This window comes from Pseudomonas sp. NY15372, from assembly GCF_048068215.1.
In the GTDB taxonomy this organism is placed as follows: Bacteria; Pseudomonadota; Gammaproteobacteria; order Pseudomonadales; family Pseudomonadaceae; genus Aquipseudomonas; species Aquipseudomonas guariconensis_A.
This window is the reverse complement of record NZ_JBLUPY010000001.1, coordinates 139,941-164,651: the sequence shown is the minus strand read 5'-3', so window position 1 is coordinate 164,651 and position 24,711 is coordinate 139,941. Positions and strand designations below refer to the sequence as shown.

Sequence of the window (24,711 nt, the reverse complement as noted above, 5' to 3'; positions counted from 1 at the left end):
AGGGTTCGCCGCGTTTTCAGCGCGGGCTTGCCGTCCATTGAGCCATAGCAGCCAGGGGCAGACCGCTACAGGTTCGCTCACCCACCACCACCGAAACGATCAGCAGGCGAGGTTGAAGATGGCGTTGCACTCCACAGCACCGGTTCGAGTTCCCCAGGGCCTGGACACCCGCCTGCTGGCGGAACTGCAACGCAACAACCTCGCGCTGGAGCCGCCACCATCGGCCTTGCAGTCCTCGGCGCAGCGCTTTGTCGCCCTGTATCGCCAGGCCATCGAGCAACTGGAGGCGAAAGTCGCCCAAGGCGAAGGACAACCGCCGATGCGCAAGGCCGAGGTTGACCTGATGTGCCGCTGCCTGCTCAGTTGCGGGCACCTGGACGAAGCCATTGCCTGTGCCGCGCAGTTCTGCGCCATGCTCGACCCGCGCGCAGGCAGCCTGAGCCTGGAGGTCCAAGGCACGACGGCCACCTTCCACATGGACTCGTTGCGCCACAAGCGCAGCAGTGCGGCATGCCTGGTGGACCTGACCGGGCTGTTCTGCTACCTGCAGTTGTTCGGTTGGCTCATTGGGCAGCCACTGCGGCCCGACCAGGTCTTTCTCGCCCACCCCCAGCGCGAGGATGCTGCCCCCTTCCTCGGCCTGTTCGATGCGCCAGTCGCTGTCGGTAGGCGCACCTACGGTTTCAGCTTCGATGCCGCACTGCTGTCTCGTCAGGTGATACGCACGCCTGCAGAGCTGGCGCTGTTCCTGGTGGACTTTCCGTTCCGCCTGATCGGAGCGCCCCCAAGCGCAGTGGCGATCACTCAGCAAGTGCGCGGTTTCCTCGATGCAGCGCTGAGCCATGAACGGGAGGTGCCGGCGTTGAGCGCCATTGCCGCCGCCCTGGGCACCACCTTGCCGACCTTGCGTCGGCGCCTGGCCGCCGAAGGCTCCAGCTATCAGGCGCTGCGCCGGCTCAGCCTGTGCGAGTCGGCGCAGCGCTGCCTGCGCGATACCGATTGGACGATCGGGCGCATCGCCGGCCACCTGGGCTTCGCCAGTGAAGCGGCGTTTCGCCGAGCTTTCCTCAGCTGGACCGGGAAGGCACCCAGCCGTTATCGCGCCCAACAGAGTGGCGCGAACGGCTAGCGCGATATCACTTTGACAATATGGCTCGGCGCTCAAACCCGTTCTAGCATTAACACTCTATTTCCAGTACGTGTGTGCTCATGAGCGGTATCGCGCCTGTTCATGCACCGAGAAAACACACTCCCATCAGACGCATTGATGCATAAGGTCTGCCATGCGACTTTCAACGTTTATCCTGGACAACATGGAAAGCATCCTGCAAACGTGGGAAGCATTTGCACGGTCTGTAGAGACACCGAACCGGGACCTGAGCGCCAATGGCCTGCGCAACCATGCCGAATACATCCTGCGCACGGTGGCCCAGGACATGCGCATGCCACAGACAGAACAGCAGCAGATCGCCAAGTCCCATGGCCTAGGCCCCTCGTCCAGCCGGGAGACCGCCGCCCAGACCCACGCCGTGCTTCGCCTCATCGATGGCTTCACCCTCGACCAGATGGTGTCGGAATACCGCGCCCTGAGGTCGAGCGTGCTGCGCCTGTGGCTGGCGCGAGACCCGGTGGAGCATAGTTACCAGGTCGACGACATGATCCGCTTCAACGAGGCGATCGACCAGGCGCTGGTCGAATCGATCGGTGCCTATGGGCAGGAGGTCGAGTCGACGCGCAAAACCGTGCTTGGCGTGCTCGGCCATGACCTGCGTTCCCCCTTGACCGCCGTGCTCATGGGCTCGTCCCTGCTGAGCAAGAGCCCCCAGTTGACTAGCCGCGAGAAAGACGTCGCGACCCAGATCGCCACCAGCGCGCAACGGGCGAACCAGATGGTCAAGGACCTGCTGGACCTTGCGCACTGCAACCTGGGCACAGGCATCCCGATCGTTCGTGCGCACACGGAGCTGAACCAGGTCTGCAAGGCTGTAATCGAGGAAATCAAAGCCGGTAACCCCGGGCTCGACATCGTGCAGGTCGATGAGCGAACCATTGCCGGCGCGTTCGATGGGGCGCGGATGTCCCAGGTGTTCTCGAACCTGATCGGTAATGCGGTCCGTCATGGCCAAGCGCGTCAGCCGATCAGGGTCCTACTGAGTGGCGACGGCGAGCGGGTGATCCTCGAGGTGCATAACTTCGGCGAACCGATTCCCGCCAGCGCCCTGCCCTCACTGTTCAGTCCCAAAGGACGTTACACCCGGTATACGGACAAACAGGAAAAGCCCACCGGGCTGGGCTTGGGCCTGTTCATCGTATCGGAGATCGTCGCAGGCCACGGTGGGCATATCGAGGTGGAATCCAGCCATGCCCAGGGCACCCGCTTCCGGGTGATCATGCCGACAGGCTGAGGCCGGCGCCTTTATCGTGCCCAATCGCCGGCAAGCCGGCTCCCACCAGGCCTGCGTGGTTTTCAAAGACCCCGCCGTACCTGTGGGAGCCGGCTTGCCGGCGATTGGACCTCAGGGGCCTCAGTGCGCCGAAGCCATGCGGCATACGGTCATGACCGTGGCCAGCACGATCAGCGCGGCGCCCGCCCGCAGTGGCATGATCTTACCTACCATCGCGGGACAAGCCCGCTCCTACAAGGAACCCGTCATCGGCAAGGTTTGCGTGATCCTGAGCGGGCTTGTCCCGCGATGGGGCGCGTAGCGGCCCCAATTATTAAGGCAAAGGCAGCTATTTATTGCGCGGAGCGCAGTCGAAAGGTTGATCTCTCACAAGATTCTGGTGGCGAACCTACGCCACCGCATTGGCCCGCGCACGGTGCAGCTTCTTGTAGCTTTCGACCAAACGCAAATGCCGGTCGAGCCCTTCGAGCTTCAGGCTGGTCGGCGTCAGGCCATGGAAACGCACGCTGCCCTGCACCGAGCCCAGCACCGCATCCATCCGCGCATCGCCGAACATCCGCCGGAAGTTGACCTCGTAATCGGCCAGCTCCAGCTCATCGTCCAGCGTCACTTCCAGCACCACGTTCAAAGCCTGGTAGAACAGCCCGCGCTCGACGGTGTTGTCGTTGAACTGCAGGAACGCCTCGACCAGCTCCTTGGCCGCTTCGAACTCCTGCAAGGCCAGGTAGATCAGCAGCTTGAGCTCGAGGATGGTCAACTGGCCCCAGGCGGTATTGTCGTCGAACTCGATGCCGATCAAGGTCTTGATGTCGGTATAGTCGTCCAGCTCGCTGTCCTCCAGCCGCTCGACCAGCGCCTGCAAGGCAGCGTCGTCGAGGCGGTGCAGGTTGAGGATGTCGGCACGGAACGCCAGGGCCTTGTTGGTGTTGTCCCAGATCAGGTCTTCCACCGGGTAGATTTCCGAATAGCCCGGTACCAAAATGCGGCAAGCGGTCGCCCCGAGGTGTTCGTACACCGCCATGTACACTTCCTTGCCCATCGATTCGAGAATGCCGAACAGGGTGGCGGCTTCCTCGGCGTTGGAGTCCTCGCCCTGGCCGGAGAAGTCCCACTCGACGAACTCGAAATCGGCCTTGGCACTGAAGAACCGCCACGACACCACGCCGCTGGAGTCGATGAAATGTTCGACGAAGTTATTCGGCTCGGTCAGCGCATGGCTTTCGAAGGTAGGCTGCGGCAGATCGTTCAGGCCTTCGAAGCTGCGCCCTTGGAGCAATTCGGTCAGGCTGCGCTCGAGCGCCACCTCGAAGCTTGGGTGGGCGCCGAACGAGGCGAACACGCCACCGGTGCGCGGGTTCATCAGGGTGACGCACATCACTGGGAATTCGCCGCCCAGCGAAGCGTCCTTGACCAGCACCGGGAAGCCCTGCTCTTCCAACCCCTGGATACCGGCCAGGATGCCAGGGTACTTGGCCAGGACCTCCTGCGGCACATCCGGCAGGGCCAGCTCGCCTTCGAGGATCTCGCGCTTGACCGCCCGCTCGAAGATCTCCGACAGGCACTGCACCTGCGCCTCGGCCAAGGTATTGCCGGCGCTCATGCCATTGCTCAGGAACAGGTTCTCGACCAGGTTGGACGGGAAGTACACCACCTCGCCATCGGACTGGCGCACGTACGGCAGCGAGCAGATGCCCCGCTCGACGTTGCCAGAGTTGGTGTCATACAGGTGCGAGCCACGCAGCTCGCCCTCGGGGTCGTAGATTTCCAGGCAGTACGGGTCGAGGATCTCTGCCGGCAAGGCATCCTTGCGGCCCGGCTTGAACCAGCGCTCGTCCGGGTAGTGGACGAAATCAGCGTTGGCGATTTCCTCGCCCCAGAACTGGTCGTTATAGAAGAAGTTGCAGTTCAGGCGCTCGATGAACTCACCCAGGGCCGACGCCAGGGCACTTTCCTTGGTGGCACCCTTGCCGTTGGTGAAACACAGCGGCGACTGCGCGTCGCGGATGTGCAACGACCACACGTTGGGCACGATGTTGCGCCACGAGGCGATCTCGATCTTCATGCCCAGATCGGCGAGGATCTGCGACATGTTGGCGATGGTCTGCTCCAGCGGCAGGTCCTTGCCGGGGATGAAGGTGCTGGTATCGTTGCCAGGGTTCACCAACAGCAGCGCCTGGGCATCGGCGTCCAGGTTCTCGACTTCCTCGATGATGAACTGCGGCCCGGTCTGCACCACTTTCTTGACCGTGCAGCGGTCGATGGAGCGCAGGATGCCCTGGCGGTCCTTCTCGCTAATGTCGGCCGGCAGCTCGACCTGGATCTTGAAAACCTGGTTGTAGCGGTTCTCCGGGTCGACGATGTTATTCTGCGACAGGCGGATGTTATCGGTGGGGATGTTGCGCGTATTGCAGTACACCTTCACGAAATACGCCGCACACAAGGCCGACGACGCCAGGAAGTAGTCGAATGGGCCTGGGGCCGAACCATCGCCTTTGTAGCGGATGGGCTGGTCGGCCACGACCGTGAAGTCATCGAACTTGGCTTCAAGACGAAGGTTGTCGAGAAAGTTGACCTTGATTTCCATGCGGGAATACCGTGATAAAAAGCAGAACAAAATGGCTGCCATTATCCGGGTTTTGCTGCGAAACGGCTAACCTTTCATGCCTCCGGGCAACCCGTGCCCGGAGGCATGCCGGGGTCATTCCAGCAATTGCTCCAGGCTCGGGTCGCGAATCACCCGCTGCATCGGCTGCGGTGCGCCATGGCCGGGCTTGGCCATCTTCAGCTTCATGCTCGCAACCTTGGCACAGGCGTTGGCGCCATCGGCGTAGATGCCGCTCATGTCGCATTTCCATTGGTAGAAGTTCACCAGGCCGCCCGACATCTGCAGGCTGTAGTCGGTGCTCTGGGTGCCTGCCGTGAACGGCACCCCGGCCGGGATGTTCTGGAACCACTTCATCCAGTCAGCCGAGCCCACCGCTGGCGGGTCCGCCTGGAACAGCGGGTTCATGATCGCCACCTGGGGCGCCTCGGCGGTCATGTGGCAGCTCAGGCAGGAGCTGTTGGGGTTGTCCACCGGGCCGTTGAGCCGGCCATTCCAGCCCAGGTGGGTCGGCGGCAGCTCTTGGGTATCGGCGTTGATCGCGGTCTGCTGCAACGCGGGGTTGATCTTGGTGACGGTCGGCTCCGGGTTGGTGTAGTCGTTGCTGGTGACCTGCGGGTCGTTGCCCCACATGATGCCCACCGGCACCAGGTTGTCCCAGCCGGCCTTGCCGGTCTTGGCGCCGTTGTACTGGAAGGTGCCGAACAGCCAGCCAGTGTCGCTCATGCGGGTATCGCGCACGGCGATGTCCATCTGGATCAGCGCCACTTCCTTCAACTTGCGGTTGGCGGACTGGAACGTCTCGGTGATATAGCCCTGCCACAGCACAGGGTTGGCCAGGAACGGCACCGTGCTGCGGTCGATATCGGCGAACAGTGCCTTGCACACCACTGTGCCGTTGGCAAAGCTGTTGGGCTTGGAGGTGAAGCTCGGGTCGGGGTTCTGCGGGTCCTTCCAGACCTGGCCGAGGGTATAGGCGCCGATGTCGTTGTAGATACCCACCGCGTAGGTCTGCCCGGTCGCGGTCTGCCCCGCCGCCAATTGCCTGGCCTGGATCTGCGCTTCCTTGGTCAGGCCGTGGATGCCTTCGCGACCCAGCGGCCCGTAGTGCTGCCAGGGCATGTGGTACCACTTGCGCACCTTGTTGTTCTGCACGTACCAGTCGGCTTCGACGTTGCCTTCCAAGCAATAGGCCTTCGCCGCATCCATGTAGGCGCGCCAGGTCTCGAAGTTGTTGTCCGGCTTGGCCGGCAGCAACTTGAAGAACGCCGGCAAGGTGCCCTGGGGCGGCGTGTTGGGGTAGCTCTGGCTGAGGGTGAAGGTCGGGCCTTTGTAGCTGGCGGGCGGTGCATAGCCATAGTCCGGGTAGGTGCCGGCCTGGGCCGCGAGGCTGAATAGGGCGGCCGTCATGGCCAAGGCTGCAGGCTTTCCTTGGAACGGGGTCATCACGGATCTCCTTGATCGCACAAGCCGGGCATCGCTCGGGCCCTTGCCCACCAATGCGGGGCTTCCATCATTGTTGTTGGTCTGGGCCCTGGCACCGGCCAGGGCCGGCTTCACGGCTGGACTGGGTCGTGGGCCTCCTTGGCAGTGCCGCTGGGACGAACGCGGTCGCCCCCCGCGACGAGCGCAGGGGCGACCAGAAAGGAGAGAAGATGAAGGGGCGAGAAATGGCGCATGTCGACTCCTGTCGATCATTGACCGTCTTCCTTGCTAACAGGTGTAGGCCATCCTGGGAAAAGTGCCATCCTTTTCACATCAAACTGTGAGCAGGACCGCAATGGACCGTGGCGGCCTCAGAAGAAACTGCGCTGGGCCTTGAGCGTCACCATGCTTTCGCAATAGCTGTTGATGCCCGCATAGGCGTCGCAACCACCACCGCGCAGGTCGGAGTTGCTGTAGATCAGGTTGAGGTCGATGCCCAGCCAGGGGCGCGAGAGCTCCAGCGACCAGTCGTTGAACGTGTCGACATGGCTGCCGTCGCCGATGGTGAAAGGCGTGCCGAGGCGATGATGGGCCAGCTTGACGGTGAGGCCGACATCGAACAGCGGCAACTGGCCGAAATCGGCGAACAGCGTGCCGGTGCGGTTACCGGGGTTGTCGCGCAGGGCGCCGCCGAAACGGCTGCCGAATACCGAAACACCGCCGTACAGCGCATAGCTGTCGCTGTCGGCGAGGTTCGGTTGACTGTAGTGGATCAAGCCGGCCTCCAGGCCCAGGCTGTCGTCGAAGCGCCGCTTGTAACCCAGGTAGCTATCCAGGCGCAGGGTCGAGGTAGGGGACAGGCCCACGCTGGGGGCGTACTGGCCGACGTACCAGCCGCTGGGGTGGCTGAGGTCCAGGCCACCATGAAAGGCGCCGACGGCGCTGGGGGAAATCAGCCCCTGGGCCATGGTGCGTGAAGCGGTCGTGCCCAGCTTGAAGTCGAAATCGCCCAGTTCGCGCTGGATCTGCTGGGCCAACAGCATGGGGCAGAAAAGCAGCGCCATGCTCGGCACCAGCCAGTGCCTGGTCATGGTCACCGTCCTGGAATGCCTGCTTTGAAGAGCAAGAGGATAACGAGGTTGGTTGCCGGGGGGAACCGTGGCCATTTGGTCATGCCCCGGTGTCCAGTAATACGGCAAGGCCCGCGTGGGTGCAAAGCGACGCCGGACGACGGTCACGCTCGAGCGCAACGACGCGCAGGTAGTGCTGCTGATCGACGACACCGGCCCCGCACTCAACCGGCAACAGGAGATGGGTTCTGGCTTGGGCGCTGGAGAACAGGCCGCCGCTCCCTTGGGGAGCGGCGCCAGGTTGGCCCTCAGTCAGGTACGGACGCCTGCAGCGCTGCAGACTTGGCCGCAGGCTGGCTGTTGACCATGCAATACAAGGCCCCCGCCAGGACCAGGCCCACCGCCCAGCTGATATCCGCCCCCAGCCAGTTCGCGACGAAGCCGGTGTAGAACGACAGCTTCATGAACGGAATGGTGCCGATGATCGAGACGGTATACACCGCCAGCGTGCGGCGATTGAAGCGCCCGTAGCGCCCCTTGGCGTTGTACAGCTCCCCGACTTCATAGTGCCCACGGCAGACCCAGTAGTAGTCAGCCAGGTTGATCGCACTCCACGGGATCAGGAGGTAGAGCTGGCCGATCAGGATGTCGGCGAAGAAAGTGTCGAACCGGTACTGGGTGGCGATAGCGATCAGCGTCGCCGCCACGGTCAGCACGGCCATGATCAGCGCTTTTGCCGACGCCGTGACGTGCCGCAGTTCACCGAAGGCGCCGAAGATGGTCACCGACGACATGTAGGCGCTGTACAGGCAGAGCACGTTGTACTGGATGACGCCCAGCGCAATAACACCCAACGCCAGCGGCGCCCAGGGCCCGAACAAGGTGGCGATGGCGGTGGCAGGGTCGTGGCCGAGCGCGGATGGGATGGCGACGGCCAGCAAGGCGCCCAGGGCCATCATGGCGAACGAGCCCAGCGCGCAGCCGCAATAGGTTGTCCAGAATGTGGTGCGGGTGTTCACGTTTGCCGGCAGGTAGCGCGAATAGTCGGCTACGTAAGGGCCATACCCGAGCGTCCAGGACGCCGCCTGTGCCACGACCAGGTTGAAGGCCGTCCAGGAGAAACCGCTGCTGAGCGAGGTATTCACCCCGGCCTCGCCGGGGTGCAGCAGGATCAACACCAGGGCGCCGCCGAACACCAGGGTGGACAGCAGGCTCATCCACGCCCCCAGGCGGTGGATCAGCTCGTAGCCGATGAAGCCGATGACGAATGTCAGCACGCCGACCAGGATGATCGCCTGGTCGTCGCTGATCGGCAGCAAGGCCTTCAAGGCGTCGCGCATGAGCACGCCGCTGGCGGCCAGGAACAGCACGGCGGCCGTGACCATCACCAATAATGGAATCGCAGCGCCATGCACGCCGAACTGCGCCCGGCTCTGGATCATTTGCGGCACGCCCAGGTGAGGCCCCTGGGCGGAGTGCGCGGCCATGAAGATGGTGCCCACCAGGTTGCCGACCAGCAGGCCGAGCAATGTCCAGGCAAAGCTCAGGCCTGAGGCGATACCCAAGGTGCCGACCATCAGGGCCGTCACCTGGAAATTGGAGCTGAACCAGATCGTGAACAGCCGTTTGGGTGAACCATAGCGTTCGGCGTGGGGGACAAACTCGATACTTCGCGTTTCCAGCTTCACGGGCGTTTCCTAATTGTTGTTATTCGGCGGATTATCAGCCGGGCAACCGAACCCCATTCGGCCTGGCGACGAACACTTCATAGCTATCAACGACTTACAGGTGCAGTTCGTCGGCTTCTGGCAGCGATGTGGCAACCCCCTTGGATTGAATCTTGCTGGTTCTTGCTAGTTGGCTAGACGCGGTATCACCGTCTAGTCCGTTCAGAGGATTCCAAAGCCACACCGAAGGCCGACCATGGTCCGCTCAAGGTCATTCCCGACCACGCCGTGTGTAAGGAGAGCTTCGTGCAGAAAGTCATCTACCTGCTTTGGCAACCTGAGCAAGACACCTCCGAGTCGTTCGCCGCTGCACTGCGCGGCCCCCTCGCCGACCGCCTGCAGACCCTCGGCGCCCGGCACCTGCAATTGAACCTCGCCGATGCCGACGTCAGCCCCGCCCAGGGCCTGCGCCAGGAACAGGCCGGCCCCCTGCCCCAGGCCGTGCTGAGCTTCTGGCTCGACACCGCCATCGCCGAGTTCCGTCGCCCGTTCGACGACACCCTGCACGCCAGCTGCGCACGCATCGCCGGGTACCTGGTGTGCGAATCGGTGCCTATCCGCAACACCCGCTTCCCTGCCCAGCCCGGCCAGCGCACCCACGGGTTCTCGCAACTGGCCTTCCTTCAGCGGCCAGCACGCTTGACCCATGAGGCCTGGCTCGAGGTGTGGCAGAACTACCACACGCGGGTGGCCATCGATACCCAGGACAACTTCGAATACGTGCAGAACCTGGTGGTGCAGGTGCTCACCCCCGGTGCCGCGCCGCTGGCGGCCATCGTCGAGGAGTGCTTCCCGCCCGCCGCCATGAACGACCCGCAGGCGTTCTTCGATGCACCGGGCGATGCGGCGAAGTTCCAGCACAACCTCGCGGTGATGATGGATAGCTGCCAACGGTTCATCGACTTCGACCAGCTGGGCGTGCTGCCCACCAGCCAGTACCCACTGTGAATGGGCACTTTCGCCTGGCCTCAAGGGCTGGCCACACAGCCGTGATCGAACTCTCCCCTGTGGGGGCTTGCCCCGCGATCGGCCGGGCCCGATATCTCGTCATGGCAAGGGCTTCGCCCTTGATCGCGGGACAAGCCCGTTCCCACAGAGGTGCTTTATGCTCTGCGCGACAGCACAGCCCGAAGGGCTGGTTAATCTCCCACAAAAGATTACCGCTGAGTACACCGGCAGTTAGGTGTCGATAGCAAACGCTCATGATAAGCCGCTGTGTTCCCGAGCCGCCGCTTACGGAGTGTCTACGGTGAACCTTAGCGGCATTCGGAACTCAGTAGTCCAGACGGCGCCTGTAACTTCTACAAAGGATTGCCATGGGACATGCTCCACCCACCGTTTTCTCAACGATTCGCGTAGAACGTGAACTGAGCCTGCGGGCCGTGCTCACCGGCGCGGTGCTGGGCATTTTGCTCACGCCATCGAATGTCTATGCGGGGCTCAAGATCGGCTGGTCGTTCAACATGTCGATAATCGCCTTGCTGGTCGGTTGTGCCCTGTGGCAGGGCCTGGCGGGAGGCAGGAAGGGCCTGCCGGCATGGTCGCTGCACGAAAGCAACATCAACCAAACCGTGGCTTCGGCCGCCGCCTCCATCGTTTCCGGCGGGCTTGTCGCGCCCATTCCCGCCTATACACTGCTCACCGGCCACCAGCTGGACCCGGTGCCCATGATGGCCTGGGTCTTCTCCGTGAGCTTCCTGGGCATCTGGATCGCCTGGTACCTGCGCCCCACCCTGCTCGCCGACCCTAACCTGAAGTTTCCCGAAGGCATGGCTACCCTGGAGACCTTGCAGCAGATCTACAGCCAGGGGCGTGAAGCCATGGCGCGGATCAAGGTTCTGTTCAGCGCCGCGCTGCTGTCAGCGCTGGTGAAATGGATTGATGTGTTCGCCTGGACGATACCGCGTTGGTCACCCACACCCACGTTAGAACGCCTGACCTTCACTGCCGACCCTTCGCTGATGCTCATCGGCTTTGGCAGCATCATCGGCATTCGCGTGGGCCTGACGTTGCTCTTCGGCGCCGCGCTGGCATGGGGCGGGCTAGCGCCCAGGCTGATCGACCATGCGCTGGTGGTGCTCGCCCCAAACGCCAGCGGCCCACAGTTTGCCGCACTGGTGGAGTGGTTGTTATGGCCGGGGGTGAGCCTGATGGTTTGTGCGACCCTGACGTCTTTGGCTGTTCGTCTATTGCAAGCGCACCGACGATTGCCCGCCGACCTCAAGGCAAATCGCACACCGAGCCCCCAGATACGGTTTTCCCCGTGGCCTGCTTCGGGGCTACTGCTCTCCATCGCGCTGATCGTGCCCCTGCAAGTCCTACTGTTCGGCATTGATTGGTGGATGGCTCTGTTGAGCATTCCATTGGCGGTTTGCCTGGCGGTGGTCGCCGCGCGCGTGGTCGGCGCCACCGGCATCGCGCCGATCGGCGCTATCGGCAAGCTGTCGCAACTGAGCTTCGGGCTGATCGCCCCGGGCCAGGTGACCATCAACCTGATGAGCGCCAACACGGCGGGTGGCGCAGCCGGGCAATCCACCGACCTGATGAACGACTTCAAGGTCGGCCAGGCGATCGGCGCAACGCCGCACAAGCAGTTGATCGCGCAATGCATCGGCATCTTTATCGGCAGCGTGTTTGGCGTACTGGTCTACCTGATGCTGATTCCCGATCCGCAGGCCCTGCTGCTCACCGAGCAATGGCCCGCACCGGCCGTAGCGACCTGGAAGGCGGTGGCCCAAACGCTAACCCAGGGGCTGCAGGCACTTTCGCCGGAAATCCGCTATGCGATAGTGACCGGAAGCTTTATTGGCGTGCTGCTTGGCGTGTTGGACAGCCTGCTGCCGCAATGGTTGGCACGCTGGCTGCCGAGTACGGCAGCGTTGGGGTTGGCTTTCATATTGCCGGCATCGATCAGCATGATGATGGGCTTGGGTGCGGTACTCACTTGGCTGGTTAGCTGCCGTTGGCCGAGTGTCACTGAGCGATTCGCGATTACGGCGGCGGCGGGGTTGATTGCTGGTGAGAGTATTTTGGGTGTGGGGGCTTCGTTCTGGGAGATGCTTCGGGCGTTGTAGATGGGCGATTTGGTCTGTGCTAACCCTAGAGACGTTTTCCATAACCAGTAGCGGGTCTCGGCACATTTCCTAAGCGCCCGTCTAGCGGGTGGTTCACTGTCGCAAATAGGCGAACATGTGCTGCACGTAATCGGCTTTTCCGAGCGGAACGCCATTGTGACGCAGAATGTTGTAGGCCGTAACGAGATGAAAGTAAAACTGCGGTGTAACCCAATCGACTGCGTACTCACTGCCGGTCATATCAAAGGTGATGTTATTTGGTAGCTCGATTGCGATCTTGAGGTCAGCTGCTGCATCTATCGCTACGGCATCAGCCGCTTCCAGAAGCCGCAACGTTCGCTCGATCAGCGCCTTCGCCGATGCGATGTCCTCTGGCGGCGAGAGCGTCTCAAGCGGCTGATGTGTAAGCCGCTGAACCGCCTCCTGCGCCTGGACACATGCATATTGAACCTGCCGAGAAAGATTGTGCATGTCAGGTGCTAGCCGAGACTCAAGCAAGATTACCGGATCGTAGCCCCTTTCAAGCGCGCAGGACTCTCCCTTGGACAAAAGAGCCGATAGGGCCCGTAACATTTGGGCGAAACAGGGGATAGTGATTGCATAGATGGACATATCTTTTCCCTAAGTAGTTATTCGACATGGATACCAGTGGCCAACGTTCATCATTCTGAACCACTCAAGTTGCTCTGCAGTGCTGATGAATGCGCACCAATGTCGGGTCAAACAAACGGCGCCGCCCCTCACGGTACCGAGAAGCGGATTTTAGCCATCAGCCATAAGGAGCCGACCAAGCACAGCATTAGGATGGATATCGAAGCAGGCAGATGAAACTGGTGAAAGCCAGCCAAGCCGAAACCGGCATGGATGAGGAACGTGATCAGGCCAAGTCCAGCACAAATTTTTGCAAAGACCACCGCGTTGACCGCACCCAGCAACACGTTTCGATACCCAACCAGAACCACAGGTATTGCGAAGATATTGAACAGCAAGAAGCCCTGCACCCCGCCCGGTAGGAAAAACATCTCCCACTCCTGCCAGTACGCGGCATCTATTTGATGAAGGATCAGTGCAAGCATTGTTACGAAATAGCTTCTTTCCATGTAAGCAATCCCTTCAGCTAGTGGCCAATGCGGTCCTATTGAGGCTCACACGATGAGCAAGCACACCTGGGGCCTTGGACGCTCCGCACAATTCCAAATGTTGGCCTTATCGGCCCCACCGGCTATGCGAACGACTCGATTTGGAGTGCAGTATATGCAAAAGCGGTGGGCAAACTGAAAGATGCCATGGACCAAGCGTTTGACGGGCCAGCGACCTGCAGACGTGCTGGTGATGAGGCGGGATGACATTTAGGGCGATGCCCTCGGCGTGAAGCAAAAGAAGCCCCATAAGAAGCTGAGAATCATGCTCGAGGTGTATGGCGTGGAAAGCAGCCTGAGTGCCCTGATTAGGAAGATTCTGGAGCGTAACGCGGCTCACGGATCCATACATACTGACTGCTGATCGACAATGGAAGGCGGGTCACGACACTCATGCTTCGCCATCGCTGGGACGATGCTCGAGAGGAAGCGGTTAAGGCCGCAGTCGCCCCCCTGGCGACCCAGTACTGGCCGGCCGGGTCGGCCAACTCCAGTTCCGCGACATTCGCCCGAAGGCATGGTTAGATTTTCTATGCCTCAAAAACGCAAAAAGCCCTGATAAATCAGGGCTTTGAATATGGCGGAAGCGTAGAGATTCGAACTCTAGGATAGTTGCCCATCGACGGTTTTCAAGACCGTTGCCTTAAACCACTCGGCCACGCTTCCAGCTTGCTTTGCGGCGGCAATCATACCGTAATGAAACAAGCTGTCAAACTCTCTGTGTCGCGGGTTGCGGCAGCTCTGATATCCTCATTGCAACCACACGTTTCAAACCCACAGGTTTCATCAAGGAGTGTCGCCATGCGCGAACAGGATTATGCCGTACAACACGGCCAGCAGGCCGAGCAGCAGGAGGTCAGCCGTGTCCTGCGCAACACCTACAGCCTGCTGGCGCTTACCCTCGCCTTCAGCGGCGTCATGGCCTTCGTGGCCCAGCAAATGCGCGTCGGCTACCCGAACGTGTTCGTGGTGCTGATCGGCTTTTATGGTCTGTTCTTCCTCACCGCCAAGCTGCGTGACTCGGTCTGGGGCCTGGTGTCCACCTTCGCCCTCACCGGCTTCATGGGCTTCATCCTCGGCCCTATCCTCAACCGCTACCTGGGCATGAGCGGTGGCGCCGAAGTGGTCAGCTCGGCCTTCGCCATGACCGCCCTGGTGTTCGGTGGCCTGTCGGCGTACGTGCTGATCACCCGCAAGGACATGAGCTTCCTCAGCGGCTTCATCACTGCCGGCTTCTTCGTCCTGCTGGGTGCCGTGGTGGCCAGCTTCTTCTTCCAGATCAGCGGCCTGCAATTGGCGATCAGCGCCGGTTTCGTGCTGTTCTCGTCGGTGTGCATCCTGTTTCAGACCAGCGCGATCATCCACGGTGGCGAGCGCAACTACATCATGGCGACTATCAGCCTGTATGTATCGATCTACAACCTGTTCGTCAGCCTTCTGCAGCTGTTTGGCCTCATGGGGCGCGATGACTGATCGAGGTTGATGCAGAAAAAGCCCGCTTCGGCGGGCTTTTTTATGGGTGATGCGTGCCCATCGTGGGACAAGCCTGCCCTCATAGAACAACGCATAACGATTTGATTTTACAACCCCTATGGGAGCGGGCTTGCAACCGCGATTAGGCCGGGCTCGATATCACCGTCGCCTGGCAAGGGCTTAGCCCTTGATCGCGGAGCAAGCCCGCGCCTACAGGGGAGCAGCGCTGGCCGTTTGTTCTTTGCATGACAGTGCAGCCCAAAGGGCTGGCGGCCCGAGGCGCAACGCTCAGGCATTTCCCACTACCCCAAACCCGCCTCGCCCCGTAGAATGCGCTCCTTTTTTCTTCCGGGGCAGCTTTCCCATGAGTTCCATCGAACACGGGCCGGGCGCGGCGGCGCCTGTCAATGAACTGGTCCTCGGCCTCGAGGACAAGCCGCGGCCGTTGATCGGCCTGTTGGCTGCGCTGCAGCACCTGCTGGCGATCATCGTCCCGATCGTCACCCCGGGCCTGCTGATTTGCCAGGCGCTGGGCGTATCGCCGCGCGATACCAACCTGATCGTGTCCATGTCGCTGGTGATTTCCGGTATCGCTACCTTTGTCCAGTGCAAGCGCTTCGGGCCGTTCGGGGCCGGGCTGCTGATCGTGCAGGGCACCAGCTTCAACTTCGTCGGGCCCCTGATCGCAGGTGGCGCGCTGATGGTCAAACAAGGCACGCCGGTGGAAGGCGTGATGGCGGCGATCTTCGGCGTGGTGATCGCCGGATCCTTCGTGGAAATGGGTGTGTCGCGCATCCTGCCCTTCGTCAAACGCCTGATCACGCCGCTGGTGACCGGGATCGTCGTGCTGATGATCGGCCTGACGTTGATCAAGGTCGGCCTGATCAGCATGGGCGGCGGCTTCACCGCCATGGGCAATGGTACCTTCGCCAACGGCGAAAACCTGCTGCTGTCGGGCGTGGTGCTAGCGATCATCGTGGTGCTCAACCGTATCCCGGTGGTGTGGATGCGCAGCTGTGCCATCGTCATCGCCCTGGCCGTGGGCTATGCCCTGGCCGGTTACCTGGGCCGTCTGGATTTCACCGGCATGCACGAGGCGGCGCTGTTCCAGGTACCGATGCCCCTGCACTTCGGCCTGAGCTTCTCCTGGGCGCTGTTCATTCCGATGTTGGTGATCTACCTGGTCACCTCCCTGGAAGCCATCGGTGACGTCACCGCCACCAGCAAGGTCTCGCGCCAGCCGGTCGAAGGGCCGCTGTGGATGCAACGCATCAAGGGCGGCGTACTGGTCAATGGCGCCAACTCGCTGCTGGCCGGTGTGTTCAATACCTTCCCCAGCTCGATCTTTGCCCAGAACAACGGCGTCATCCAGCTCACCGGTATCGCCAGCCGCCACATCGGCGTATGGATCGCCGTCATGCTGGTGCTGCTGGGCCTGTTCCCGAGTGTCGCCGGGGTGATCCAGGCGGTGCCGGAGCCGGTGCTCGGTGGCGCGGCCATGGTGATGTTCGGCGCGGTCGCCGCGTCGGGAATCAATATCCTGGCCAGCACCCGCCTGGACCGCCGTGCGCTGCTGATCATCTCTGTGTCCCTGGCCCTGGGCCTGGGCGTGGCCCAGGTGCCGGAGTTCCTGGCGCACATGCCATCGGCCCTGCGCAATGTGCTGGAGTCGGGCGTGGCCACTGGCGGCATCTGCGCCCTGGTGCTGAACTGGTTCTTGCCGGAGAGCAAGGAAAACGCCTGATAGGCGCCTGGCCAGCCGACAAAGCCCGCGCCTGCCTGCGCGGGCTTTTTGCTTTATCATGGCCGCATTCCTTTGCACGAGTTGTCCATGAAATTCGCTATCGCGGTCTTTTCACCGGCCCATGCGCCCTCCTCGCGCCGCGCCCTGCGCTTTGCCGAGGCAGCGCTGGCAGGCGGGCATGAGATTGCCCGGTTGTTTTTCTATCAGGACGGGGTGCACAGCGCCTCGGCCAACGTGGTTGCGCCCCAGGACGAACAGGACATCGCCGCCCAGTGGCGTGCCTTCATCGAGGCCCACCAGCTCGACGCCGTGGTATGCATCGCCGCGGCCCTGCGCCGTGGGGTGCTCGACGAAGCCGAAGCCAACCGCTACCAACGCCCGGCGGTGAACCTGCCCAAGCCATGGGAACTGTCCGGCTTGGGCCAGTTGCATGAAGCTGCGCAAACCGCCGACCGCCTGGTCTGCTTCGGAGGCGACTGAAATGGCCAAGTCCCTGTTGATCATCAGCCGCCAGGCGCCCTGGAACGGCCCGTCCGCCCGCGAGGCATTGGACATCGCGCTGGCCGGTGGCGCCTTCGACCTGCCGCTGGGCATGCTGTTCCTCGACGACGGTGTGTTCCAGCTCGCCCCTGGCCAGCAGCCTGCAACCTTGCAACAGAAGAACCTGGCGGCGAACCTCCAGGCGCTGCCGATGTTCGGCGTCGATGAGCTGTTCGCCTGTGGCCACAGCCTGGCCGAACGCGGCCTGGCCGGCGATGCCCTGGAGCTGCCGGTACAGGTGCTCGACGACGCAGCCCTGGTCGCCTTGATTGCCCGTTTCGACCAGGTGATGACGCTCTGATGACGACCTTGCATGTAATCAACCACTCGCCCTTCGGCGACAACCGCCTGGACAGCTGCCTGCGCCTGCTGGGCGCCGACGACGCCCTGCTGCTGTGCGGCGATGCGGTCTATGCCCTGCGCCCAGGCAGCGAGCCGCTGCGCAAACTCCAGGCCGCCGGCCTGCAGGGCCGCCTATTCGCCCTTGCCGAAGACCTGCAGGCGCGGGCCATCGACAGCACGCTGGCCCAGACGGTGGACTATCCCGCGTTCGTCGAGCTTTCCCTGCATCACGATAAGGTCAACAGCTGGCTATGAGTACGCTGACTATCGGCGATCGGCAGATCGCCCTGGACAAGGACGGCTTTCTGGTCGATCTGCAAGACTGGTCCCACCCCGTCGCAGAAGCCCTGGCAGCGCGCGAAGGCATTCCGTTGACCAGCGATCACTGGGAAGTCCTTGAACTGCTGCGCCAGTTCTACGCCCAATACCAGCTCTCGCCGGCAACGCGCCCGCTGATCAAGTACACCGCGCTCAAGCTGGGCCCGGAAAAGGGCAACAGCCCGCACCTGAACCGCCTGTTCAACGGCACTCCCGCCAAACTGGCCGCGAAGCTCGCGGGCCTGCCCAAGCCGACCAATTGCATATGACCGACCCTCGCCCGCTGACCCTGCAAACCCCGGCCGAACACCCCTTCGCCGAATTCGTGCGCATCCTCGGCAAAGGCAAGCGCGGCGCCCGCGGCCTGACCCGCGAAGAAGCCCGTGCGGCCATGACCTTGCTGCTCGAAGGCAGGGTCGAGGACACCCAACTGGGCGCCTTCCTGATGCTGCTGCGGCACAAGGAAGAAAGCGCCGAGGAGCTGGCCGGTTTCACCGAAGCCCTACGTGCGCAGTTGCAGGCGCCCGGCATCGCCGTGGACCTGGACTGGCCCACCTACGCCGGCAAGAAGCGCCACCTGCCGTGGTACCTGCTGGCAGCCAAGTGCCTGGCCGCCAACGGCACACGCATCCTCATGCATGGCGGCGGCGCGCATACCGCCGGGCGCCTGTACAGCGAGCAGCTGCTGGGCCTGCTGGATATCCCCCTGTGCCGTGATTGGCCCTCGGTGGCCAAAGCCCTGGACACGCATAGCCTGGCCTTCGCGCCCCTGCAAGACTGGGCGCCCCAGCTGCAACGGATGATCGACCTGCGCAACACCCTCGGCCTGCGCTCGCCCATCCACTCCCTGGCCCGCGTGCTCAACCCCCTGGGCGCTCGCTGCGGCCTGCAAAGCATCTTCCACCCCGGCTATCAGGCCGTGCACCGCGAAGCCAGCCGCCTGCTGGGCGACCATGCCGTGGTGATCAAGGGGGACGGCGGCGAGATCGAGGTCAACCCCGATGTCATCAGCCACCTCTACGGCACCACTGCCGGCGATGCCTGGGACGAAGAATGGCCGGCATTGAGCGCACAACGCCACGTCAAGCCGGCCAGCCTGCAACCGGAGCACCTGCTCGCGGTATGGCGCAGCGAGGCCGACGACAGCTATGGCGAACTGGCCGTGGTGGCCACCATGGCCTTGGCCCTGCGCGGGCTTGGCCACCACCGGGAACAGGCGTTCGAGACTGCACGCAGTTATTGGGTGAACCGCAAACACATCGAATGAATCGATCTAAATGGCGCGGTCTTTGCGCTATTTATTCGAACGCTTTTGCCTAGACTGAGCTCCAACGACAAACGACTTTGTGCCGAGGAGCTCACCATGGGCCTTTTGATCGACGGCCGCTGGCACGACCAGTGGTACCAGAACAGCAAGGACGGCGCGTTCCAGCGCGAGACCAGCCAACGCCGCAACCCATTGCCGGCCGCCGAAGCCGGGCGCTATCACCTGTACGTGTCGCTGGCTTGTCCCTGGGCCCACCGCACCCTGATCTTTCGTGCCCTCAAGGGCCTCGAGCCGCTGATCGACGTCTCGGTGGTGAGCTGGCTGATGGGCGAGCATGGCTGGACCTTCGACCAGCAGCAAGGTTCTACCGGCGACCACCTGGACGCCCTGCAGTACCTGCATCAGCGCTACACCCAGGACGACCCGCACTACACCGGGCGCGTGACCGTACCCGTGCTGTGGGACAAGCAGGAAAAGCGCATCGTCAACAACGAGTCAGCCGAAATCATCCGCATCTTCAACAGCGCCTTCGACGAATTGACCGGCAACCGCCTGGACCTCTACCCCGAGCCGCTGCGGGCGACCATCGATGCATTGAACGAACGCATCTACCCGGCAGTGAACAATGGCGTATACCGCGCAGGCTTCGCCACCACCCAGGATGCCTATGAGGCGGCATTCGACGAGGTGTTCGCCGAGCTGGACCACTTGGAGGAATTGCTAAGCCGCCAGCGCTACCTGGCCGGTGACTACCTGACCGAGGCCGATGTACGCCTGTTCACCACCCTGGTGCGCTTCGATGCGGTGTACCACGGCCACTTCAAATGCAACCTGCGTCGCCTGACCGCCTACCCGAACCTGTCCAACTGGCTGCGCGAGCTGTACCAGTGGCCGGGCGTGGCAGGCACGGTGAACATGGAGCATATCCAGAAGCACTATTACATGAGCCACAAGACCATCAACCCGAATGGGATCGTGCCCAAGGGGCCACTGCAGGACTTCAACCAGCCCCATGATCGGGAGCGGCTAGCGGGGAAAGGGATCTGGCAGGGTTGAACCAGCGGGGGCTGCTCTGCAGCCCTTTCGCAGCATGAGGCCGCTCCTACAAGCGGTAGCGCATCACCACCCGTAGGAGCGGCCTCATGCTGCGAAAGGGCCGCACAGCGGCCCCCTTTTCATTCAACCGTCCTGCTGCGCCCCTTCGAACCACGCCAGCTTGTCGCGCAACTGCACCACTTCCCCGACGATGATCAGGGTCGGCGCATGCACTTCATGCCGTGCCACCAGCTCGGGTAGATCAGCCAGGGTTCCGGTGAACACCCGCTGATGACGGGTAGTCCCTTGCTGCACGAGCGCCGCCGGCGTACTGGCCGCGCGCCCATGGCGGATCAGCTCGGCACAGATGGTCGGCAACCCCACCAACCCCATGTAGAACACCAGGGTCTGGGCCGGCGCCACCAGGTCCTGCCAGGGCAGGTTGCTGGTGCCGTCCTTGAGGTGGCCGGTGATGAAGCGCACCGACTGGGCATAGTCCCGATGGGTCAATGGAATGCCGCCATAGGCAGAGCAACCACTGGCCGCGGTGATACCCGGCACCACCTGGAACGGGATGCCCTCTTCAGCCAGCTCCTCGATTTCCTCGCCACCGCGGCCGAAGATGAACGGATCGCCGCCCTTTAGCCGCAGCACGCGCTTGCCCTGGCGCGCCAGGTCCACCAGCAGGCGGTTGATCTGCTCCTGGGGCACCGCATGGTCGGCGCGGCGCTTGCCCACGTAGATCCGCTCGGCGTCGCGCCGGCACATCTCGATGATGGCAGGCGCCACCAGGCGGTCGTACAGCACCACGTCGGCCTGCTGCATCAGCCGCAGGGCACGGAAGGTCAGCAGGTCCGGATCGCCCGGACCGGCACCGACCAGGTACACCTCGCCCCCTTGCTGCACCGCTGCACCATCGACCTTCGCCTGCAACAGGCGCTCGGCCTCGCTGGCCTGCCCGGCCAGCTGGCGTTCGGCGATCGGCCCCTGGAATACATCCTCCCAGAAGCCGCGACGCTGGTTGACGTCCGGATACAGCGCCTTGACCTTGTCGCGAAACCGCGCCGCCAGCCCGGCCAGCTCGCCATAGGCGGCTGGAATCCAGGCCTCCAGCCGCGCACGAATCAAGCGCGCCAGCACCGGTGCGTCGCCGCCGCTGGACACCGCCACCACCAGGGGCGAGCGGTCGACGATGGCCGGGAAGATCACCGTGCACAGGGCAGGCGCATCCACCACGTTCACCGGCAGGCTACGCGCCTGGGCATCGGCCGAGACCTGGGCATTGAGCCCGGAGTCGTCGGTGGCTGCGATCACCAGACGGCAACCGTCCAGGTCACCGGCCTGGTAACCACGCACCAGGACTTCACCGCCGCCCTCGCGGGCCAGCGCGGCCAGCTGGCCGTCGACATCCGGCGCGACCACCCGCAGCGCGGCGCCGGCATCGGCCAACAGGCGCGCCTTGCGCAAGGCGATCTCGCCACCGCCGACGACCAGTACCCGGCCGCCCTGCAGCTTGTGGAACAGCGGCAGGTAGTCCATTTAGCGGATGACCTCGACACCGCCCATGTAGGGCTTGAGTACATCCGGCACACGGATCGAGCCGTCGGCCTGCTGGTAGTTCTCCAACACCGCTACCAGGGTACGGCCCACGGCCAAGCCGGAACCGTTCAGAGTGTGCACCAGCTCCGGCTTGCCGGTTTCCGGGTTGCGCCAGCGGGCCTGCATGCGGCGAGCCTGGAAGTCGCCGCAGTTGGAGCAGGAACTGATCTCACGGTACTTGTCCTGGCTCGGCACCCAGACTTCCAGGTCGTAGGTCTTGACCGCGCCGAAGCCCATGTCGCCAGTGCACAGCGCCAGCACGCGGTACGGCAGCTCCAGCAGCTGGAGCACACGCTCGGCGTTGGCGGTCAGGCCTTCCAGGGCTTCCATGGACTTGGAAGGCTCGACTACCTGCACCATCTCGACCTTGTCGAACTGGTGCTGGCGGATCATGCCGCGGGTATCACGCCCCGAGGCACCGGCCTCGCTGCGGAAGCACGGGGTGTGGGCGACGTACTTGATCGGCAGTTGCTTGGCGTCGAGGATCTGGTCGGCCACCAGGTTGGTCAGCGATACCTCGGCGGTCGGGATCAGGTAGAAGTCGGCCTCGCCTTCGCGGCTGATCTTGAACAGGTCTTCCTCGAACTTCGGCAGCTGGCCGGTGCCTTGCAGGGCTGGCGCCTGCACCATGTATGGGGTGTAGGCCTCTTCGTAGCCGTGCTCACCGGTGTGCAGGTTGATCATGAACTGCGCCAGGGCGCGGTGCAGGCGGGCGATCGGGCCGCGCAGCACGGCGAAGCGGGCGCCGGACAGCTTGGCGGCAGCTTCGAAGTCCAGGCCACCGCTGATCTCGCCCAGGGCGACGTGGTCCTTGATCTCGAAATCGAAGACCTTCGGGGTGCCCCAGCGACGTACTTCGACGTTGTCGTCTTCGCTGGCGCCGACCGGCACGCTGGCGTCCGGCAGGTTGGGGATGGTCAGCAGGATCGCGTCCAGTTCGGCCTGGATGCCGTCCAACTCGGTCTTGCCGGCCGCCAGCTCGTTGGCCATGCGCTCGACGTCGGCCATCAGCGGGGCGATGTCCTCGCCCTTGGCCTTGGCCTGGCCGATGGACTTGGAACGGGCGTTACGCTCGGCCTGCAGTTGCTCGGTGCGAGTCTGCACCGCCTTGCGGCGCTCTTCCAGTGATTCGATGCGCGCGACATCCAGGCTGAAGCCACGGGAGGCCAGGCGATCCGCCACTTCCTGAAGTTGGCCGCGTAACAGTTTGGAATCGAGCATATCGTTCTCTCGTTGTGTGTGTTGGTTCAGAATTTGGTCAAGGACAGGCCGGCCCAAGTGGCCAACAGCCCGCCCACTACGCTGATCGCGCTATAACCCAGGGCCAGCGGTACTTGCCCGCTTTCCATCAGGCGCACGGTATCCAGCGAAAAAGAGGAAAACGTCGTCAGGCCACCCAGAAAGCCGACGATCAGGCCCGCGCGCAACTCGACCGGTGCCAGCGGCTTGTGCAGGAACAGGCCGTAGAGCAGGCCGATCAGCAGGCAGCCGACCAAGTTGACTGCCAGCGTACCGAGATAGAAGTGGCGTGGCCAGTGGGCAGAGACCCAATTGGCCGTGGCGAAGCGCAGCAAGGTGCCGGCTATACCGCCGGCACTGACCGCGGCGACCAGGGCAATCATGGTTTTCTCCGCTGGCGAGGGCTGCTGCGGTCGAGGTCGGCCAGGTGGCGCAGTTTCTCGCCGATCTTCAACTCCAGGCCTCGCGGCACTGGCTGGTAGTACTGGCGCGGCTCGAGCTGCTCGGGGAAGTAGTCCTCGCCTGCGGCGTAGGCGTCCGGCTCGTCGTGGGCATAGCGGTATTCTTCGCCATAGCCCAGTTGTTTCATCAGTTTGGTCGGCGCATTGCGCAGGTGCAGCGGCACCTCCAGCGAGCCGTGCTCGGCCGCCTCGCGCATGGCCGCCTTGAAGCCCATGTACACCGCATTGCTCTTCGGCGCGCAGGCGATGTAGGTGATGGCCTGGGCCACCGCCAGTTCGCCTTCTGGGCTACCCAGGCGTTCCTGAACGTCCCAGGCCGAAAGACACAGGCTCAGGGCACGAGGGTCGGCATTGCCGATGTCCTCGCTGGCCATGCGCACCACGCGGCGGGCGATGTACAGCGGGTCGCAGCCACCGTCGAGCATGCGCGCATACCAATACAGGGCCGCATCAGGGTTGGAGCCCCGCACCGATTTGTGCAACGCAGAAATCTGGTCGTAGAAGGCCTCGCCCCCCTTGTCGAAGCGTCGGCGGCTGTCGCCCAGCAGGCTTTGCAGCAGCTCGACGCCGATCTCCTCGCCATCGTCGGCCAGGTCCGAGGCGTTCTCCAGCAGGTTGAGCATGCGCCGGCCATCGCCGTCGGCGGCGGCCATGAGCATCTGGAAGGCTTCGTCGCCCACCCGCAGCTGGCGCGCGCCAAGGCCACGCTCTTCGGTCAGGGCGCGGTTGACCAGTTTACGCAGGGCCGCTTCATCCAGGCTCTTGAGCACATACACCCGCGCCCGCGAGAGCAAGGCGTTGTTCAGCTCGAAAGACGGGTTCTCGGTGGTGGCGCCGATGAAGATCAGCGTGCCGTCTTCGACATAGGGCAGGAAGGCATCCTGCTGGGACTTGTTGAAGCGGTGTACTTCGTCGACGAACAGGATGGTCCGGCGGCCGTACTGGCCGGCCTGCTGCTTGGCCACCTCGACGGCCTGGCGGATCTCCTTGACCCCCGCAAGCACCGCCGACACCGTTTCGAAGTGTGCGTCGCAGAACTGCGCCAGAAGCCGCGCCAGGGTGGTTTTGCCGACCCCGGGTGGCCCCCAGAAGATCATCGAATGCAGCGCACCCTGCTCCAGCGCCTCGCGCAGCGGCTTGCCGCGCGCCAGCAGGTGCTCCTGGCCGACGTACTCGTCCAGGTTGGACGGACGCAGCCGGGCGGCCAGGGGCTGGGCGACGGGTTCGCTTCGAAACAGGTCCATGATGGCT

22 protein-coding genes and 1 tRNA gene are annotated in these 24,711 nt (G+C 63.2%); 12 read left to right on the top strand and 11 right to left on the bottom strand.

The window, feature by feature from the left end:
- Positions 1-118: 118 nt before the first annotated feature.
- Entirely contained in the window at positions 119-1,129 is a 1,011-nt protein-coding gene (locus tag ACNFG0_RS00740) for a helix-turn-helix domain-containing protein (RefSeq protein ID WP_416763773.1), read from the top strand.
- 154 nt (positions 1,130-1,283) lie between these two features.
- Entirely contained in the window at positions 1,284-2,405 is a 1,122-nt protein-coding gene (locus tag ACNFG0_RS00735; RefSeq protein ID WP_416763772.1) for an ATP-binding protein, read from the top strand.
- A 388-nt stretch (positions 2,406-2,793) separates the two neighbouring features.
- On the opposite strand, the gene ACNFG0_RS00730 is transcribed toward ACNFG0_RS00735, so the two are convergent.
- The 4 genes from ACNFG0_RS00730 to ACNFG0_RS00715 form a co-directional block, all read right to left on the bottom strand.
- Positions 2,794-4,989 carry an OsmC domain/YcaO domain-containing protein gene (locus tag ACNFG0_RS00730; RefSeq protein ID WP_416763771.1) on the bottom strand — a complete coding sequence of 732 codons (2,196 nt, stop codon included), beginning with the start codon at positions 4,987-4,989 and terminating at the stop codon, positions 2,794-2,796.
- 114 nt (positions 4,990-5,103) lie between these two features.
- The gene (locus ACNFG0_RS00725; protein WP_416763770.1) at positions 5,104-6,453 is read right to left on the bottom strand and encodes a hypothetical protein; all 1,350 of its coding nucleotides are present in this window, start codon (positions 6,451-6,453) and stop codon (positions 5,104-5,106) included.
- Positions 6,454-6,803: 350 nt separating this feature from the next.
- On the bottom strand, positions 6,804-7,523 hold the full coding sequence (locus ACNFG0_RS00720; RefSeq protein ID WP_416763769.1) for a TorF family putative porin: 720 nt from the start codon (positions 7,521-7,523) through the stop codon (positions 6,804-6,806).
- A 287-nt stretch (positions 7,524-7,810) separates the two neighbouring features.
- On the bottom strand, positions 7,811-9,190 hold the full coding sequence (locus ACNFG0_RS00715; RefSeq protein WP_416763768.1) for a purine-cytosine permease family protein: 1,380 nt from the start codon (positions 9,188-9,190) through the stop codon (positions 7,811-7,813).
- A gap of 285 nt (positions 9,191-9,475) precedes the next feature.
- On the opposite strand from ACNFG0_RS00715, the gene ACNFG0_RS00710 reads away from it, so the two are divergent.
- Together ACNFG0_RS00710 and ACNFG0_RS00705 are read left to right on the top strand one after the other, a co-directional pair.
- Positions 9,476-10,177: an EthD domain-containing protein gene (locus ACNFG0_RS00710; RefSeq protein WP_416763767.1), complete on the top strand. Its 702-nt coding sequence runs from the start codon at positions 9,476-9,478 to the stop codon at positions 10,175-10,177.
- Positions 10,178-10,545: 368 nt separating this feature from the next.
- Complete coding sequence (locus tag ACNFG0_RS00705) at positions 10,546-12,303, top strand: OPT family oligopeptide transporter (RefSeq protein WP_416763766.1); 1,758 nt, start codon at positions 10,546-10,548, stop codon at positions 12,301-12,303.
- Between the two features lie 93 nt (positions 12,304-12,396).
- Here ACNFG0_RS00705 and ACNFG0_RS00700 read toward each other — a convergent pair whose 3' ends face one another.
- The 3 genes from ACNFG0_RS00700 to ACNFG0_RS00690 all read right to left on the bottom strand — a co-directional run bounded on the left by ACNFG0_RS00700 (position 12,397) and on the right by ACNFG0_RS00690 (position 14,108).
- Positions 12,397-12,915 (bottom strand): DUF1993 domain-containing protein, encoded by a 519-nt coding sequence (locus tag ACNFG0_RS00700; protein WP_416763765.1) that lies wholly within the window; start codon positions 12,913-12,915, stop codon positions 12,397-12,399.
- 128 nt (positions 12,916-13,043) lie between these two features.
- Complete coding sequence (locus tag ACNFG0_RS00695) at positions 13,044-13,403, bottom strand: DUF6713 family protein (RefSeq protein WP_416763764.1); 360 nt, start codon at positions 13,401-13,403, stop codon at positions 13,044-13,046.
- A 617-nt stretch (positions 13,404-14,020) separates the two neighbouring features.
- A tRNA-Ser gene (locus tag ACNFG0_RS00690) sits at positions 14,021-14,108 on the bottom strand.
- Between the two features lie 135 nt (positions 14,109-14,243).
- Here ACNFG0_RS00690 and ACNFG0_RS00685 point away from each other — a divergent pair.
- From ACNFG0_RS00685 to ACNFG0_RS00650, 8 genes are all read left to right on the top strand, one after another.
- The gene (locus ACNFG0_RS00685; RefSeq protein WP_084855691.1) at positions 14,244-14,915 is read left to right on the top strand and encodes a Bax inhibitor-1/YccA family protein; all 672 of its coding nucleotides are present in this window, start codon (positions 14,244-14,246) and stop codon (positions 14,913-14,915) included.
- Positions 14,916-15,279: 364 nt separating this feature from the next.
- Positions 15,280-16,659, top strand: a complete 1,380-nt coding sequence (locus ACNFG0_RS00680; protein WP_196143237.1) for a nucleobase:cation symporter-2 family protein — start codon at positions 15,280-15,282, stop codon at positions 16,657-16,659.
- 87 nt (positions 16,660-16,746) lie between these two features.
- Complete coding sequence (tusD, locus tag ACNFG0_RS00675; RefSeq protein WP_196155409.1) at positions 16,747-17,139, top strand: sulfurtransferase complex subunit TusD; 393 nt, start codon at positions 16,747-16,749, stop codon at positions 17,137-17,139.
- A gap of 1 nt (position 17,140) precedes the next feature.
- Entirely contained in the window at positions 17,141-17,500 is a 360-nt protein-coding gene (tusC, locus tag ACNFG0_RS00670) for a sulfurtransferase complex subunit TusC (RefSeq protein ID WP_416763763.1), read from the top strand.
- Positions 17,500-17,796, top strand: coding sequence for a sulfurtransferase complex subunit TusB (gene tusB, locus ACNFG0_RS00665; RefSeq protein ID WP_196155411.1), 297 nt, complete (start codon positions 17,500-17,502; stop codon positions 17,794-17,796). The genes tusC and tusB overlap by 1 nt, the downstream gene beginning before the upstream one ends.
- Positions 17,793-18,128 carry a TusE/DsrC/DsvC family sulfur relay protein gene (locus ACNFG0_RS00660; protein WP_196143241.1) on the top strand — a complete coding sequence of 112 codons (336 nt, stop codon included), beginning with the start codon at positions 17,793-17,795 and terminating at the stop codon, positions 18,126-18,128. The genes tusB and ACNFG0_RS00660 overlap by 4 nt, the downstream gene beginning before the upstream one ends.
- Positions 18,125-19,126, top strand: a complete 1,002-nt coding sequence (locus ACNFG0_RS00655; protein WP_416763762.1) for a glycosyl transferase family protein — start codon at positions 18,125-18,127, stop codon at positions 19,124-19,126. Before ACNFG0_RS00660 ends, ACNFG0_RS00655 begins: the two co-directional genes overlap by 4 nt.
- Positions 19,127-19,222: 96 nt before the next feature.
- A complete protein-coding gene (locus ACNFG0_RS00650; protein ID WP_416763761.1) occupies positions 19,223-20,182 on the top strand; it encodes a glutathione S-transferase family protein in 960 nt (319 codons plus the stop codon).
- Between the two features lie 123 nt (positions 20,183-20,305).
- Here ACNFG0_RS00650 and cysG read toward each other — a convergent pair whose 3' ends face one another.
- Genes cysG through ACNFG0_RS00630 form a run of 4 tightly spaced genes read right to left on the bottom strand, consistent with a single transcriptional unit; the run spans position 20,306 to position 24,704 of the window.
- The gene (gene cysG / locus ACNFG0_RS00645) at positions 20,306-21,700 is read right to left on the bottom strand and encodes a siroheme synthase CysG (RefSeq protein ID WP_196155413.1); all 1,395 of its coding nucleotides are present in this window, start codon (positions 21,698-21,700) and stop codon (positions 20,306-20,308) included.
- Positions 21,701-22,981, bottom strand: a complete 1,281-nt coding sequence (serS, locus tag ACNFG0_RS00640) for a serine--tRNA ligase (protein ID WP_196143245.1) — start codon at positions 22,979-22,981, stop codon at positions 21,701-21,703.
- Positions 22,982-23,007: 26 nt separating this feature from the next.
- Positions 23,008-23,382, bottom strand: coding sequence for a fluoride efflux transporter CrcB (crcB, locus tag ACNFG0_RS00635; RefSeq protein WP_196155414.1), 375 nt, complete (start codon positions 23,380-23,382; stop codon positions 23,008-23,010).
- A complete protein-coding gene (locus ACNFG0_RS00630; RefSeq protein WP_196143247.1) occupies positions 23,379-24,704 on the bottom strand; it encodes a replication-associated recombination protein A in 1,326 nt (441 codons plus the stop codon). Before ACNFG0_RS00630 ends, crcB begins: the two co-directional genes overlap by 4 nt.
- Between the last annotated feature and the right edge of the window lie 7 nt (positions 24,705-24,711).